Here is a 15,243-nt window from a genome sequence, read left to right on the forward strand (position 1 = left end):
ATACCCAGCGGGAGGCTGGTTTGGCCCTAGGAATTTCTCGTTGGGAAACAGTCCTCCACGTCGTGATTCCAGAAGCTCTTCCAGGTATCGTGACGGGTATCGTCTTGGCTTCTGGTCGTATCTTTGGTGAAGCGGCAGCATTGATTTATACAGCTGGTCAATCTGCACCAGCTCTTGATTGGTCCAACTGGAACCCTTTCAGTGTGACCAGTCCAATCTCTATTTTCCGTCAATCAGAAACCTTGGCTGTTCATATATGGAAGGTCAATAGTGAAGGTACCATCCCAGATGGCACCCTTGTTTCTGCCGGAAGTGCTGCAGTACTTTTGATTTTCATCCTGATTTTCAACTTAGCAGCGCGCAGAATTGGTAAAGTCTTGCATAAGAAATTAACATCTGCCCAATAATCATACCACTCATTTTTGAAGAAAAATGTGTAAGAAACTACTAATTAAATAGGAGAATACATGGCTGAATACAATTGGAATGAACGCCATATCATTACCTTTCCAAAAGAAATTGTAGCTCTTGAAACCAAAGACCTTCATGTGTATTATGGTCAAAAAGAAGCTATCAATGGTATTGATATGCAGTTCGAAAAAAACAAAATCACAGCCCTTATCGGTCCATCTGGATGCGGAAAATCCACTTTTTTACGCAGCCTGAACCGTATGAATGATACAATCGATATCGCAAAAGTTACTGGAGAAATTCTCTACGAGGGAATTGATGTCAATGCCCCTGACATTAATGTCTATGAAATGCGCAAGCATATCGGTATGGTTTTCCAACGCCCGAATCCCTTTGCCAAATCAATCTATAACAACATTACCTTTGCCTATGAACGGGCAGGTGTCAAGGATAAGAAAGTCTTGGACGAAATCGTTGAAACCTCTCTCAAACAGGCAGCCCTCTGGGATCAAGTCAAAGATGATCTTCACAAGTCAGCCTTTACCCTATCAGGCGGTCAGCAGCAACGTCTATGTATCGCTCGGGCCATCTCGGTCAAACCGGACATCCTGCTGATGGATGAGCCAGCTTCAGCCCTGGATCCAATTGCGACTATGCAGCTGGAAGAAACCATGTTTGAATTGAAGAAGAACTACACCATTGTCATCGTAACGCACAATATGCAGCAGGCTGCTCGTGCAAGTGACTACACAGGCTTCTTTTATCTAGGTGACTTGATTGAGTATGACAAGACAGCTAATATTTTCCAGAATGCCAAATGTCAATCTACCAGTGATTATGTTTCTGGTCGATTTGGATAGGAGGAAGTCATGGCAGAACCAATTGTACAAGTAAAAGACTTGTCGGTTTATTACAATAAGAAAAAAGCTCTAAACAATGTGTCATTGGATTTCTATCCCAATGAAATCACGGCACTCATCGGACCGTCAGGTTCAGGAAAATCTACACTCCTGCGTTCTATCAACCGCATGGGAGATTTGAATCCAGAAGTAACCCTGACAGGTGCTATTACCTATAACGGTCACAATATTTACAGCCCTCGTACAGATACCGTTGATTTACGTAAGGAAATCGGCATGGTCTTCCAACAACCCAATCCCTTCCCAATGACCATTTATGAAAATGTAGTCTATGGTTTGCGGATTAAGGGCATCAAGGATAAACAAATCTTGGATGAAGCAGTTGAAAAATCCCTGATTGGAGCCTCCATTTGGGATGAAGTCAAGGACCGTTTGCATGACTCAGCCCTTGGACTTTCAGGTGGTCAACAACAGCGGGTTTGTGTGGCTCGTGTGCTAGCAACCAGTCCAAAAATCATCCTCCTCGATGAACCAACTTCAGCCTTGGACCCTATTTCAGCAGGAAAAATCGAGGAAACCCTTTATAATCTAAAGGACAAATACACCATGGTCGTAGTCACACGTTCTATGCAACAGGCATCTCGGATTTCTGATCGAACAGGCTTTTTCTTGGCAGGTGACTTGATTGAGTACAACACGACCAAGGAAATGTTCATGGGACCAGTACACAAGGAAACAGAAGACTACATTACAGGTAAATTTGGATAGGTTTTCAACTTATCTGCCTGGGAAAAGAGGATATTATGTTACGCTCTCAATTTGAGGAAGAATTAGATAAATTGCATAACCAGTTTTACGCAATGGGAAATGAGGTATTAGGACAGATTAATAAGACTGTTCGTGCCTTTATTACTCATGACCGTCAACTGGCTAAAGAAATCATTGAAGCAGATGCGAAAATCAATGAATTCGAATTGAAATTAGAACAAAAATCACTGGAAATCATTGCCTTGCAGCAACCAGTTTCTGCTGACCTTCGTGCAGTTATCACTGTGTTGAAGGCAACCAGTGATTTGGAGCGGATGGGTGACCATGCGGTTTCCATTGCAGAAGCGACCATTCGGATGAAGGGTGAAGTTCGTATTCCAGCAGTAGAAGAAGAGATTAACAAGATGGGCCGTCAGGTGCGTCAGTTGGTTGAAGCAGTTCTGGACCTATACCTGCATAAGGGGGATAGTGATCAAGCCTACGATATTGCAGCCAAAGATGAACTCATCAATCAGTACTTTGATCAAATTCGTGAATTAGCAACGGAGGAGATTAAGAAAGATCCCGATTCTATTGTGACCGGTCGCGATTATTTCCAGGTGATTTCTTACTTGGAACGTATCGGCGATTACGCTAAAAATATCTGTGAATGGGTTGTTTACCTTAATACAGGAAAAATCACCGAATTGTAAACTTTTCACACAGGAACTAAGGGGTTGGAACTATCCAACCTCTTTTAGTATTGTTTAAGGAAACTGATTTATACTGAAAACATCAAAATGAAAGGAGGCTTATAATGCAAAACGAAAAACCAACTATCAAAGAAAGGTTTACAAAAACCATTCAAAAGGTTAAACAATTCCCAAAAATTTGGATCTCAGCCCTAGCTATCTTCAGTCTGGCTGTTGGTTTTATCGCTGGTTTAGCTGTCAATAAGCAGGACCAGCAAACGTTTGAGAGAAAACCTATCGGTTTTACTGAACGAGGAGAACGTCCCAGACCTGATTTTAAAGAAGATAGAAACAGTGCTCAACAACCATTTGATTCGAACCAAGTACCAAATGATGACGAGACAGATGCGACATCTGGTGCTAGTGAAAAGGATAGTTCCCAGGATACAAATAGTCAATAGGTTTTGGTAAAAGAAGTGCTTTCATGGTATAATGGAAAAAATATGTGGTCAGAAAAAGGAGTATCCTATGATAAAGATTTTACTCGTTGAAGATGATTTAAGTTTATCCAACTCAGTCTTTGATTTTCTGGATGATTTTGCAGATGTTATGCAGGTATTTGACGGAGATGAAGGACTTTATGAAGCAGAGTCTGGTGTCTATGACTTGATTCTCCTAGATTTGATGTTGCCAGAAAAAGATGGTTTCCAAGTCTTAAAAGAATTGCGGGAAAAAGGTGTTATGACACCTGTTCTTATTATGACGGCTAAGGAAAGTCTAGATGATAAGGGCCACGGATTTGAACTGGGAGCGGATGATTATCTAACAAAACCATTCTACCTTGAAGAACTGAAGATGCGCATCCAGGCTCTCTTAAAGCGTTCAGGCAAGTTTAACGAAAATGTCTTAACCTATGGAGACATCACTGTAAATTTGGCTACTAATTCAACCCTAGCTGATGAGGAAGAAGTGGAATTACTTGGTAAAGAGTTCGATTTGTTAGTTTATTTCTTACAAAATCAAAATGTGATTCTGCCTAAAACACAGATTTTTGACCGAATTTGGGGCTTTGACAGCGATACGACTATTTCAGTGGTTGAAGTGTATGTATCAAAAATCAGAAAAAAATTGAAAGGGACGGCATTTGGTGAAAATCTACAGACCCTCCGCAGTGTCGGTTATATCCTAAAAGATGTTGAATAAGATGAAGCGTCTGTTTAGGACAGAGAATTTTTCCTATTTTATTCGTTATTTTGCAGTCTTCACCCTGATTTTTGGTTTGATGACGATGATTATCTTTCAGCTCATGCGTCTGACCATGTATCAAAGCTCAGATGAAAATTTCAAGGAGTTTCTTGAAGAACCGAGTCTGATTGTCAACTTTGCTCTGGCTAGAGGGATCTCTTCCAATGCAGAAGTGATTTTGGAGCAAGAAGAAAAACCTGCTGATACGAAAAACGACATTAATCCAGATGATGCTTTCAAACCAGACCAATCTTTCAAACCCTCGAAATTACGATTGAATACAAACTACCATGTGATTTTGTACGATAAAAATGGCAATATTGTCAATAATCTTGATACCATGTCTGGTCTAGCTAGTATTGAACTAGATACTGAAAACTTAACCAAAATTGTTGAAAAAACGGTAACAACAGCCTTTGATGATGACGAAACCTATCGGATGATGACGGTGGATATTTCTCAAGAAGCCTCCATCCAAAGTACAGGGGTCAGTGTCCAGTATGCGACAGTCCTCTTTAACACGACTCAAATAAGAGACTCACTTTCCCGTTACGAAGCTACAGTTCTACTGGTTATGGTTAGCTTTTGGTTGATTTCGATAATTGCTAGTTTTTATCTGGCTCGTGTTAGTGTCAGGCCGCTCTTAATTAGTTTTCAAAAGCAGAAGGATTTTGTGGAGAATGCCAGTCATGAACTGCGGACGCCGCTGGCAGTGCTTCAAAACCGCCTAGAAAGTCTCTTCCGCAAACCAGAGGCAACGATTCTTGAATCAAGTGAAAAGATTGCTTCTAGTCTGGAAGAAGTCCGAAATATGCGACTGTTGACCACCAATCTGATGAATCTTGCCCGTCGTGATGATGGCCTGAAGGCTGAGATTGTTCCGATTCCGCCAAGTTTCTTTAACACTATTCTTGAAAATTATATGATAATGGCAGAAGAAAACAATCGCCATCTCAAAGTTCAAAATCAAATCAACCAGACGATCTATACGGATAAAACTCTCTTGAAACAAGTAATGACCATCCTTTTTGATAATGCACTAAAATACACAGAAGATGGGGGTCATATTCAGCTTCAATTGGATATTCGAGAACGACAACTCGTATTTTCTGTTGCGGATGACGGTCTTGGTATCAGTGATGCGGATAAGAAGAAAATCTTTGATCGCTTTTATCGAGTCGATAAGGCTAGAACCCGACAAAAGGGTGGCTTTGGACTGGGCCTTTCGTTAGCAAAGCAGATTTTAGATACGCTGAATGGCAGTATAACTGTCAAAAATAACCTTCCAAAAGGGTCCATCTTTGAAATTCGTTTACCAGTTAAGATAAAATAGCCATAGTCAGAGACTTTGGCTATTTTAAATACCCAATAAAGGAATCTAATTCTTTTTGCGAATGTAGGGTGATGATTTTGTCGGAATAGGTCTGGCAAATTTCTTGGTACATTTTCTGGCGTTTTGGATGTCTTGAGGTGAAGAGGAGAAACTTGATAAAAGGCCAGTCTAGTTTTTCTTGACACCCGACCGGAGCAGATGGACGAATTTTTCCACGATATGTCAAATACCGTTTGCAGACTCTCCCAAAAGCGAGCCATCTGGGAAAATCGAGAAAGATAATTTGATCTGCAGCCTCCAACCGTTCTTCCAATAGAAAACGACTATAGACACCGTCGATAACCCAGTCTTGTTTGGTTTTCAGAAAAATTTTCAGCTCACCAATAAAGTCTTTTTCAGGGCGCGGCTGCCAATTTTTTAGGAAAAAGAGTTGATCCAAATGGAGTTTTGGAATCTGGTAGTGATCTGCTAGTAGCTGAGCCAATGTTGATTTCCCGCTCCCTGAATAACCGATAATTAAAATCTTCAAACTGTATCCTTTTCTGGTAAGAAAAAACGACCGAAATCGGTCGTTTTAGTCATTAAGCAAGTTTAGCAGCAAGACGTGCCTTGTCGCGGCTTGCTTTGTTTTTGTGAATCAAACCTTTTGTTTCTGCCTTATCGATTGCTGAGCTTGCAGCACGGTAAAGTTCTTCAGTAGGATTTGCTTCAAATGCTTTGATAGCAGTACGCATAGCCGATTTTTGAGCTGAGTTTTTCTCGTTTTGTTTTACGTTCAATTCAGCGCGTTTAATAGCTGATTTAATGTTTGCCAATGGTTTCACCTCCACCTTTCTATACTAACCATACCATTATATCTGAAAATAGATGGTTTGACAAGAGAAATCTATTTTTTTAGATAAATTTCGTCAATCTCATGGTTTTGCCCCTTATGAAGAATGATATCAGCCCGACTTCTGGTGGGTTCGATATATTTCTCCAAATTGGCTAAATTAATATTCTTCCAGGTATCCTGAGCGATGGCCAGAACCTGATTAAAGGGCATCTGGGTAAAACGGTGATAGTAGTTGTTTGGGTCTTTTTCAGCCAACTTGAGCAGGGTCTGGAAGCGTTCCAGGTACCAGGTTTCGATATTGGCAACATCCGCATCTACATAGATGGAGAGGTCAAAATAATCGCTGACATAAAGGGTCTGGTTTTGCGGATTTTGAAAAACATTGATACCTTCAACAATCAGAAAATCTACCGGCTGGATGGTAACTTTCTCATCTGAAATAATATCATAGACCTCGTGTGAATACACTGGAATCTCAAATTCTTCCCCATTTTTGATGGAATCAAGGAAATTTAGCAGGAGTTCCATATCATAAGACTCGGGGAAACCTTTTCTATCAAGGATATTTTTTTCTTCCAAAAACCTATTCGGATAGAGAAAACCATCCGTTGTCACCATCTCTACACTAGCCCATTTGAAGCGGCGAGACAGTAAGATTTGTAGAAGCCTGCTGGTGGTTGATTTGCCAACAGCTACACTTCCTGAAATACCGATGATAAAAGGACGTGAGCGATTTTTTTCCTGCAAAAAGATGCTCTTGAAAAAAGAAAGATCTTCGCTGGCTTTTTTATAAATAGAAATTAGGTTAATAAGAGGCAGGTAGATATCTAAAACTTCCTTGAGGCTGATTTTATCGTTCAAACTCTTGATAGAATTGAGCTCCTCCTGGGTGAGAGGAACCGTAGTATCTCGATGTAATCTTTGCCAGGTCTGACGGCTAATTTTTTCAAAATTGATTAATTCTCGTTTCATAGCCCTATTCTAGCATGATTTTTTGGATTTGAGAAGAAAGAACCAGTCCTTTTCCTGCAAAAATAAAAGTTTGAAGTGTATAATTAAAAGTATTGAAAACGTTTTTTTATAGTGGTATAATAATATCATGACAAACATGTACTATGAAAAAAATCCTAAAGCAGACCACGATATTCACGAGCTGCGTGTACGATTGTTGGATACTCCCATGACATTCCTCACAGATGCTGGAGTATTTAGCAAGAGGATGGTGGACTATGGTAGTCAAGTTTTGCTGAACACCTTGGATTTAGAACCAGATAAAACATTATTGGATGTGGGCTGTGGATATGGTCCACTTGGTTTGACTTTGGGCAAAGTTTTTGGAGTCAAAGCAACCTTGATTGATATTAACAGTCGCGCTCTGGATCTAGCGCGGGCCAATGCAGAGAAAAATCAGGTTAATGCCCGTATTTTTCAGTCTAATGTTTATGATGATGTGGAAGGAAACTTTGATTACATCGTTTCCAATCCTCCTATTCGTGCAGGAAAATCGGTAGTACATGAAATTATTAAAGGCGCCTTCCGTCATTTGGAGGACCAAGGAAGTCTGACCATTGTCATCCAGAAAAAGCAAGGGGCACCCAGTGCCAAGGCCAAGATGGAAGAAGTCTTTGGAAATTGTCAAATTCTAAAGAAAGACAAGGGTTATTATATCCTTGAAAGCGTGAAAGAATGAGAGCAGTTGACCTTATTCAAAAGAAAAGAGATGGGCTCGAATTAAGCAAGGCAGAAATTGACTGGCTCATCAATGGTTATGTTTCTGGGGAGGTTCCAGACTACCAAATGTCAGCTTTCGCTATGTCCATTTATTTTAAAGGGATGACGACTAGAGAAATTTCTGACTTAACCATGGCTATGGTAGCAACTGGTGAACAGATTGATTTATCTGCAATAGCAGGGATTAAAGTCGACAAGCATTCGACCGGTGGTGTTGGTGATAAGGTGACCTTGATTTTAGCTCCCCTGGTTGCTAGTTTTGGTGTTCCAGTTGCCAAGATGAGTGGAAGAGGTTTGGGACATACAGGTGGTACTTTAGACAAACTCGAATCTATCAAGGGCTATCAGATCGAAATGGAGCAGGATCAGTTTATTAAGCAAGTTCAGGATATCGGTGTCTCGGTCATTGGGCAATCTGATAAATTGGTGAAGGCTGATAAGCTGCTCTATGCTCTGCGGGATGTGACTGCAACCGTGGATACAATTCCGCTGATTGCGAGTTCAGTTATGTCGAAAAAAATCGCTGCAGGTGCAGATGCCATTCTCCTTGATGTAACGGTTGGCGAGGGCGCCTTCATGAAAAATATTGAGGATGCGAGACAACTCGCTCAGACAATGGTGGACTTGGGCAAGGCAGTGGGACGCAAGACAGTTGCTGTCTTGACGGATATGTCACAACCAGTCGGCACCTCTATTGGCAATCGTCTCGAAATATTAGAAGCCTTGGATATTTTGCAAGGTAAGGGGCGGGAGGATGTCACGCATTTTATCTGTGAACTGGCCCAAATTATGCTCAGCTTAGCCAATGTTGAGAAAAGTGTAGAAGAAGTTCGTAGACATCTCGAAAATGGTGCAGCCCTCAAGAAATTTGAGGAGATGGTCGTAGCCCAAGGAGGAGATTTGGAGGATCTCTACCGTCCAGTTCAAGTAGCTTATCAAGTAGATGTTTTGGCTGAGCGTTCAGGAACGATTGCTGCTCTACCTGCCTTAGAATTTGGTCTCTTTGCTATGAAACTAGGAGCGGGTCGGGCTGTCAAGACAGATGAATTAGACTACGAATCTGGAATTGTTTTCACAAAGAAAGTTGGTCAAACTGTTGATGAAAATGAAAAAATTGCAACCATTTTCAGTAACATAAAAATTTCAGATGAAATGCTTTCAGATTTTCAAAAAAATGTTAAAATAGAAGATGTTGTGGTAAAGACGAAGGAAATATTAGAAATCGTCTCATAACGTACGGAGTAGAAAAATGCAATTGAACAAATATATTGATCATACCCTCTTGAAGCCAGAAGCAACTGAAGAACAAATTTTAACCTTGATTGAGCAGGCTAAGCAATATGATTTTGCCAGTGTCTGTGTTAATCCAACCTGGGTTCCTTTGGCTGCGCGTGAATTACATGGAACAGATGTAAAAGTTTGTACTGTTATTGGATTTCCTTTGGGTGCCAATACTTCAGCTGTCAAGGCGTTTGAAACAAAAAATGCCATCGAAAATGGTGCTGATGAAATTGATATGGTCATCAATATTGGCCGTCTCAAAGCTGGGGATGACGATTTTGTAGAAGCAGATATTCATGCAGTGGTCAAAGCTAGTGGCGATAAGCTGGTTAAAGTGATTATCGAAACCTGCTTATTGACAGATGATGAGAAAGTTCGTGCTTGTAAATTGGCTCAAAGAGCAGGAGCTGATTTTGTGAAGACTTCAACGGGCTTCTCAACTGGAGGTGCAACGGTGGCGGATGTAGCTCTCATGCGCCAAACAGTCGGTCCAGACATGGGAGTCAAGGCCTCTGGCGGTGCTCGTTCTTTGGAAGATGCTCTTGCCTTTATTGAAGCCGGTGCGACACGCATCGGAGCATCCTCAGGTGTGGCAATCATGGAGGGACAAAAAGCGGATGGCGGATACTAAACTGATTGATACAGCCATTAAAGCCAGTCAATATGCCTATGTTCCCTATTCACACTTTCCAGTTGGTGCAGCCCTGGTTGCAGATGATGGTCGTGTCTTTACGGGGTGCAATATCGAAAATGCTGCCTACCCTTTGACCAACTGTGGTGAGCGAACAGCCATTTTCAAAGCAATTTCCGAAGGGGTGACTGATTTTAAAGAATTGGTTGTTTACGGAGAAACGGAAAAACCTATTTCACCTTGTGGTGCTTGTCGCCAAGTTATGGCAGAATTTTTTAAACAGGATTTACCAGTAACATTAGTTGCTAAAGATAAATCGACAGTCGTGATGACAGTCGGGGAATTACTTCCATATTCTTTTACAGATTTGAATTAATCTGTAAACAGTCCTCAGACTGTTAACTCATATTACGCAACAGATGTTGCAAAAAAAATTAGGAGGTTCAGAAATGAACAAGAAAATTGTTGGACTCGGTTTGGCTACAATTGCAGCCTTATCACTTGTTGCCTGCGGTAGCCGTACTGCGAAAAAAGATACCGCATCATCTTCAGATGTCAAAGCTGCGATCATTACTGATATCGGTGGTGTTGATGACCGCTCTTTTAACCAATCTGCTTGGGAAGGTCTCCAAGAATGGGGTAAAGATGCTGGACTTTCAAAAGGGAATGGATATGACTATTTCCAATCAGCTTCTGAATCAGACTATATTACCAACCTTGACTCGGCTGTAGCTGGAGGTTACAACCTTGTATTTGGTATTGGATTCGCTTTGGAATCTTCTATTGCTGAAGTTGCTCCAAACAATCCGGATACCCACTATGTTATCGTGGATAGTGTAGTTCCAGATCAAGACAATGTTGTTAGTGTTGGGTTTGCTGATAATGAAGCATCTTATCTTGCAGGTGTAGCAGCAGCTAAAACAACAAAAACTAAAAAAGTTGGTTTTGTTGGAGGAATGAAAGGTGAAGTTATCGACCGCTTTGAAGCTGGTTTTGTAGCCGGTGTTAAATCCGTCGATGAATCCATTAAAATTGATATCCAATACGCAGGTTCATTTGGTGATGCAGCTAAAGGTCAAACCATCGCCTCTGCCCAATACGCAGCGGGTGCAGATGTTATCTTCCACGCATCAGGTGGTACAGGTAATGGTGTCTTTGCAGCAGCAAAAGCTGAAAACGAAACTCGTAACGAAGCAGATAAAGTTTGGGTAATCGGTGTTGACCGTGACCAATCAGCAGAAGGTGAATACACTTCAAAAGACGGTAAAGAATCTAACTTTGTATTGGCTTCAACTTTGAAACAAGTTGGTGCAGCCGTTAAAGATATTGCAACTAAAGCTGCTGATGGCGAATTCCCAGGTGGTGAAGTTGTTCGTTACTCACTTAAAGATAAAGGTGTTGAGTTGGCTGAAACAAACCTTTCAGATGATGCTGTGAAAGCAGTAGCAGATGCTAAAAAAGCAATTTTGGATGGTAAAGTTGAAGTTCCAGAAAAACCATAAAAACACAAGACCCGAAAAGGCGACTAAATCGGTCGCTTTTTTGGGAAACTGAGAGATTTTCTCTCAGTAAAGCCTATCATTTTTGGTAGGTTTTACTGACAAAAAATGACAGTTTGAAAGGAACAGATTATGACAAAGGATTATGTCATCGAGATGCGAGACATAACAAAGAGGTTTGGTGAGTTTGTTGCAAACGACCAGATTAATTTGAATGTCAAAAAAGGCGAAATTCATGCCCTCCTTGGGGAAAACGGTGCGGGTAAATCCACCCTCATGAATATGCTGGCCGGACTTCTCGAGCCTACTAGCGGTGAAATTTTAATCAATGGTCAAAATGTTACCATTGAATCGCCATCAAAGGCAGCACAGCTTGGTATTGGGATGGTGCACCAGCATTTCATGTTGGTTGACGCTTTTACCGTTACTGAAAATATTATACTTGGTTCGGAGTCGACCAATGCAGCCGGCATGATTGATTTGAAAAATGCCATGGCGGAAATCACAGCACTCTCTAAAAAATATGGTCTGGATGTGGATCCTACTGCCAAGGTTGCTGATATTTCAGTCGGTGCCCAGCAGCGTGTAGAAATCATTAAGACTCTTTATCGTGGTGCAGATTTGCTCATTTTTGATGAGCCAACAGCCGTTCTAACACCAGATGAAATCACGGAACTTCTGAAAATTATGAAAGTCCTGGTATCAGAAGGAAAATCCATCATTCTGATCACCCATAAATTAGATGAAATTCGTGCAGTTGCAGATCGTGTAACAGTTATCAGACGAGGGAAATCGATTGAGACTGTTGAAGTTGCGGGTGCTACCAATGATGACCTAGCCGAATGGATGGTTGGTCGCTCTGTTTCCTTTAAAACTGAAAAAATTGCGGCGAATCCAAAAGAAGTTATCCTATCCATTGAGAATCTTGTAGTCAATGAAAATCGTGGGATTCCTGCTGTTAAGAATCTTTCTCTTGAAGTCCGGGCAGGTGAGATTGTTGGAATTGCGGGGATTGATGGAAATGGTCAGAGCGAACTGATTCAAGCCATCACTGGACTGCGTAAGGTGAAATCTGGAAAAATCAGCATCAAGGGAGAAGATGTGACCCATTATTCTCCACGTAAAATTACAGAACTCAGTGTTGGGCATGTTCCTGAGGATCGTCATCGCGATGGGATGATTTTGGAAATGACAGTAGCTGAAAACTTTGCTTTACAGACCTACTATAAAGAACCAATATCTAAAAATGGGATCCTTAATTACTCTAAAATCAATGAAAAAGCTCGTCAGCTCATGGAAGAATTTGATGTCCGTGGCGCTGGAGAGTTGATTCCAGGTAAGTCTCTTTCTGGAGGAAATCAGCAAAAGGCTGTTATTGCGCGTGAAATTGACCGAAATCCGGATCTCTTGATTGTCAGTCAGCCGACTCGAGGATTGGATGTCGGAGCTATTGAATACATCCGCAAGCGTTTGATTACTGAACGTGACAAGGGGAAAGCCGTCCTTGTTGTCAGCTTTGAACTGGATGAAATTCTGGATGTTTCTGATCGTATCGCTGTTATCCATGATGGCAGTATCCATGGTATTGTTTTGCCAGCTGAGACCACTAAGCAAGAACTTGGTAAACTCATGGCTGGTGGTCACCTCAAGTAAGAAAGGAAATCAACATGCTAAAAAAATATGAAAGTATCCTGATTCCCTTAATGGCAGTCCTGGCAGGCTTGCTACTTGGGGCAATCATTATGTTAGTCTTTGGCTTTGACCCAATCTGGGGATACGAAGAACTCTTCTATACAGCCTTTGGTTCAGTTAAAAATATCGGAGAAATCTTCCGGGCAGTTGCCCCTCTCGTCTTTACAGCCCTCGGTTTTGCTGTAGCGAGTCGGGCTGGCTTCTTCAATGTTGGTCTATCAGGCCAAGCTCTTGTTGGATGGGTATTTGCAGGTTGGTTTGCCCTTGCAAATCCTGATATGCCAAGACCGCTCTTGATTCTAGCGACAGTCATCATTGCCATGCTGGCTGGAGGTATTGCTGGTGCTATTCCTGGATTTTTACGAGCCTTCCTTGGTACCAGTGAAGTTATCGTGACCATCATGATGAACTACATCCTGCTCTATTTTTCAAACTATATCATCCGAGATGTATTTTCTGACAAATTGATGAAAAATACTGACTCCAGTATCAACGTATCGGCCAATGCTTCCTATCAAACAGAATGGTTACGGGCCTTAACAGATAATTCCCGTATGAACATCGGTATCATCTTTGCTATCATCGCAGTAGTGGTTATCTGGTTCTTGTTTGCTAAAACAACTCTGGGCTTTGAAATCCGTGCTGCTGGTCTCAATCCAAATGCTGCAGACTATGCGGGGATGAGCACCAAACGGACCATTGTTTTGTCCATGGTTATCTCCGGAGCCCTGGCTGGACTAGGAGGAGCAGTACAAGGTCTAGGAACCTTCCAAAATGTTTACATTCAATCAGCTAACCTAGACATTGGTTTCAACGGTATGTCAGTAGCTCTGCTGGCTTCTAACTCCCCACTCGGAATCCCATTTGCAGCCTTCCTCTTCGGTGCCCTATCAGTCGGTTCATCAGGGATGGTACGAGCTCAAATTCCACCAGAATTGGTAAACGTAGTGACCGCATCTATCATCTTCTTCATCGGTGTGAAATTCATCTTTGAACAAGTTTTACGGTCAAAATGGTTTGCGAAAGGAGGTAAATAAAATGAGTTTGAACTTGTTAACTTTACTAATCTCGCAAATGCTAATCTACTCAGCGCCCCTGATTTTCACTAGTCTGGGAGGAGTCTTCTCTGAGCGTGCTGGTATTGTCAACGTTGGGCTAGAAGGAACGATGGTTATCGGTGCCTTTGCTGGGGTTGTCTTCAATATCGAATTTGCAGAACAGTTCGGCAAAATGACACCGCTCCTCGCTGTTTTGCTGGGTGGCCTGGTAGGAATTCTATTTCAATTGATTCATGCCACCGCAACGATTATTTTCCGTGCGGATCATGTTGTGTCTGGTACAGTGCTCAATCTTCTGGCACCCGCTCTTTCAGTCTTCCTCGTTAAGGTTATTTATGGCAAAGGGCAGACAGATTCCATCCGACAGTCATTTGGTAAGTTTTCATTCCCTGGTTTATCAAAAATTCCAGTCATTGGAGACCTCTTCTTCAAAAATACCAGTTTGATGGGTTATCTAGCCATTCTAACTGCCTTTATTGCATGGTTTGTGCTTTATAAAACTCGCTTTGGACTCCGTCTTCGTTCTGTTGGTGAGCACCCTCAAGCTGCGGATACACTAGGTATCAATGTCTATAAAATGCGTTTTGCAGGTGTTATGATTGCAGGATTCCTTGGCGGTATTGGTGGTGCGGTGAGTGCCCAATCTGTAAACATCAACTTTTCAGCAACCACCATTGTTGGTTCAGGCTTCATTGCTCTGGCTGCTGTTATCTTTGGTAAGTGGAATCCACTTGGTGCCATGTTAGCTAGTCTCTTCTTTGGTCTTTCTCAAAGTTTGGCGGTTATTGGAAGCCAGCTACCAGGACTCCAAAATGTCCCAGCTGTCTATCTTCAAATGGCTCCGTACTTAATCACTGTGATTGCTTTGGCTGCCTTCTTTGGTAAGGCAGTAGCTCCTAAAGCAGACGGTGTCAATTACATCAAATCAAAATAAGAAAGCTTGAGACGAATGTCTCAAGCTTTTTTGGCTCTTTGTCAACTGTAGTGGGTTGATGAAAAGCATACCCTAGAGAGAACGAGATTTGTTCTCTCTTTCTTTATGTTCAAAGCAATAAGAATTCTTGTTTTGAAGTTTTTAAAGTTCCTGAAGCCAAAGGCATTTCGCTTTATGACTTTGATGAGATTGTTAGTGGCTTCCAGTTTGGCGTTAGAATAAGGTAATTCCAAGGCGTTTAAAACCTTGTCCTTATCCTTTAGAAATGTCTTAAATACTGTCTGGAAAATAGGA

Annotated in this window: 19 protein-coding genes; 15 read left to right on the plus strand and 4 right to left on the minus strand. The window is 41.6% G+C overall.

What is annotated here, in order from left to right; all coding sequences use genetic code 11:
* The 7 genes from ACEYCN_RS03740 to ACEYCN_RS03770 all read left to right on the plus strand — a co-directional run.
* The coding region (locus ACEYCN_RS03740; RefSeq protein WP_373712964.1) for an ABC transporter permease subunit at positions 1-407 on the plus strand (407 nt) is incomplete at its 5' end.
* Between the two features lie 60 nt (positions 408-467).
* Positions 468-1,271 (plus strand): phosphate ABC transporter ATP-binding protein PstB, encoded by an 804-nt coding sequence (gene pstB / locus ACEYCN_RS03745; protein WP_373712965.1) that lies wholly within the window; start codon positions 468-470, stop codon positions 1,269-1,271.
* 9 nt (positions 1,272-1,280) lie between these two features.
* Complete coding sequence (gene pstB, locus ACEYCN_RS03750) at positions 1,281-2,039, plus strand: phosphate ABC transporter ATP-binding protein PstB (RefSeq protein WP_373712966.1); 759 nt, start codon at positions 1,281-1,283, stop codon at positions 2,037-2,039.
* Between the two features lie 35 nt (positions 2,040-2,074).
* Positions 2,075-2,731: a phosphate signaling complex protein PhoU gene (gene phoU, locus ACEYCN_RS03755; protein ID WP_373712967.1), complete on the plus strand. Its 657-nt coding sequence runs from the start codon at positions 2,075-2,077 to the stop codon at positions 2,729-2,731.
* Between the two features lie 104 nt (positions 2,732-2,835).
* Positions 2,836-3,171 (plus strand): hypothetical protein, encoded by a 336-nt coding sequence (locus ACEYCN_RS03760; protein WP_373712968.1) that lies wholly within the window; start codon positions 2,836-2,838, stop codon positions 3,169-3,171.
* 67 nt (positions 3,172-3,238) lie between these two features.
* Entirely contained in the window at positions 3,239-3,913 is a 675-nt protein-coding gene (locus tag ACEYCN_RS03765; RefSeq protein ID WP_373712969.1) for a response regulator transcription factor, read from the plus strand.
* On the plus strand, positions 3,903-5,288 hold the full coding sequence (locus ACEYCN_RS03770) for a sensor histidine kinase (protein ID WP_373712970.1): 1,386 nt from the start codon (positions 3,903-3,905) through the stop codon (positions 5,286-5,288). Before ACEYCN_RS03765 ends, ACEYCN_RS03770 begins: the two co-directional genes overlap by 11 nt.
* 19 nt (positions 5,289-5,307) lie before the next feature.
* Here the strand turns inward: ACEYCN_RS03770 and ACEYCN_RS03775 are convergent, their stop codons facing one another.
* The 3 genes from ACEYCN_RS03775 to coaA are packed head-to-tail and all read right to left on the minus strand — an operon-like array spanning position 5,308 to position 7,095.
* Positions 5,308-5,817: a topology modulation protein gene (locus tag ACEYCN_RS03775; protein ID WP_373712971.1), complete on the minus strand. Its 510-nt coding sequence runs from the start codon at positions 5,815-5,817 to the stop codon at positions 5,308-5,310.
* A 52-nt stretch (positions 5,818-5,869) separates the two neighbouring features.
* Complete coding sequence (rpsT, locus tag ACEYCN_RS03780) at positions 5,870-6,118, minus strand: 30S ribosomal protein S20 (protein WP_083915257.1); 249 nt, start codon at positions 6,116-6,118, stop codon at positions 5,870-5,872.
* A gap of 56 nt (positions 6,119-6,174) precedes the next feature.
* Positions 6,175-7,095, minus strand: a complete 921-nt coding sequence (gene coaA, locus ACEYCN_RS03785; RefSeq protein WP_373712972.1) for a type I pantothenate kinase — start codon at positions 7,093-7,095, stop codon at positions 6,175-6,177.
* A 127-nt stretch (positions 7,096-7,222) separates the two neighbouring features.
* Between coaA and ACEYCN_RS03790 the strand changes: the two genes are divergently transcribed.
* From ACEYCN_RS03790 to ACEYCN_RS03825, 8 genes are all read left to right on the plus strand, one after another.
* Complete coding sequence (locus ACEYCN_RS03790; protein ID WP_373712973.1) at positions 7,223-7,813, plus strand: class I SAM-dependent methyltransferase; 591 nt, start codon at positions 7,223-7,225, stop codon at positions 7,811-7,813.
* Positions 7,810-9,087, plus strand: coding sequence for a pyrimidine-nucleoside phosphorylase (locus tag ACEYCN_RS03795; RefSeq protein WP_373712974.1), 1,278 nt, complete (start codon positions 7,810-7,812; stop codon positions 9,085-9,087). Before ACEYCN_RS03790 ends, ACEYCN_RS03795 begins: the two co-directional genes overlap by 4 nt.
* A 16-nt stretch (positions 9,088-9,103) precedes the next feature.
* Positions 9,104-9,766: a deoxyribose-phosphate aldolase gene (gene deoC, locus ACEYCN_RS03800; protein ID WP_373712975.1), complete on the plus strand. Its 663-nt coding sequence runs from the start codon at positions 9,104-9,106 to the stop codon at positions 9,764-9,766.
* On the plus strand, positions 9,753-10,142 hold the full coding sequence (locus ACEYCN_RS03805; protein ID WP_373712976.1) for a cytidine deaminase: 390 nt from the start codon (positions 9,753-9,755) through the stop codon (positions 10,140-10,142). Before deoC ends, ACEYCN_RS03805 begins: the two co-directional genes overlap by 14 nt.
* Positions 10,143-10,215: 73 nt before the next feature.
* Positions 10,216-11,268 carry a BMP family protein gene (locus ACEYCN_RS03810; protein ID WP_373712977.1) on the plus strand — a complete coding sequence of 351 codons (1,053 nt, stop codon included), beginning with the start codon at positions 10,216-10,218 and terminating at the stop codon, positions 11,266-11,268.
* A gap of 129 nt (positions 11,269-11,397) precedes the next feature.
* On the plus strand, positions 11,398-12,918 hold the full coding sequence (locus ACEYCN_RS03815) for an ABC transporter ATP-binding protein (RefSeq protein ID WP_373712978.1): 1,521 nt from the start codon (positions 11,398-11,400) through the stop codon (positions 12,916-12,918).
* A gap of 14 nt (positions 12,919-12,932) precedes the next feature.
* Positions 12,933-13,994 (plus strand): ABC transporter permease, encoded by a 1,062-nt coding sequence (locus ACEYCN_RS03820; RefSeq protein WP_373712979.1) that lies wholly within the window; start codon positions 12,933-12,935, stop codon positions 13,992-13,994.
* 1 nt (position 13,995) lies between these two features.
* Entirely contained in the window at positions 13,996-14,949 is a 954-nt protein-coding gene (locus ACEYCN_RS03825) for an ABC transporter permease (protein WP_373712980.1), read from the plus strand.
* Positions 14,950-14,990: 41 nt separating this feature from the next.
* On the opposite strand, the gene ACEYCN_RS03830 is transcribed toward ACEYCN_RS03825, so the two are convergent.
* Positions 14,991-15,243: transposase (locus ACEYCN_RS03830; RefSeq protein ID WP_373712981.1), on the minus strand; the 253-nt coding region annotated here is incomplete at its 5' end.

Origin of the sequence: Streptococcus sp. (assembly GCF_041802885.1) — a bacterium.
Lineage (GTDB): Bacteria > Bacillota > Bacilli > Lactobacillales > Streptococcaceae > Streptococcus.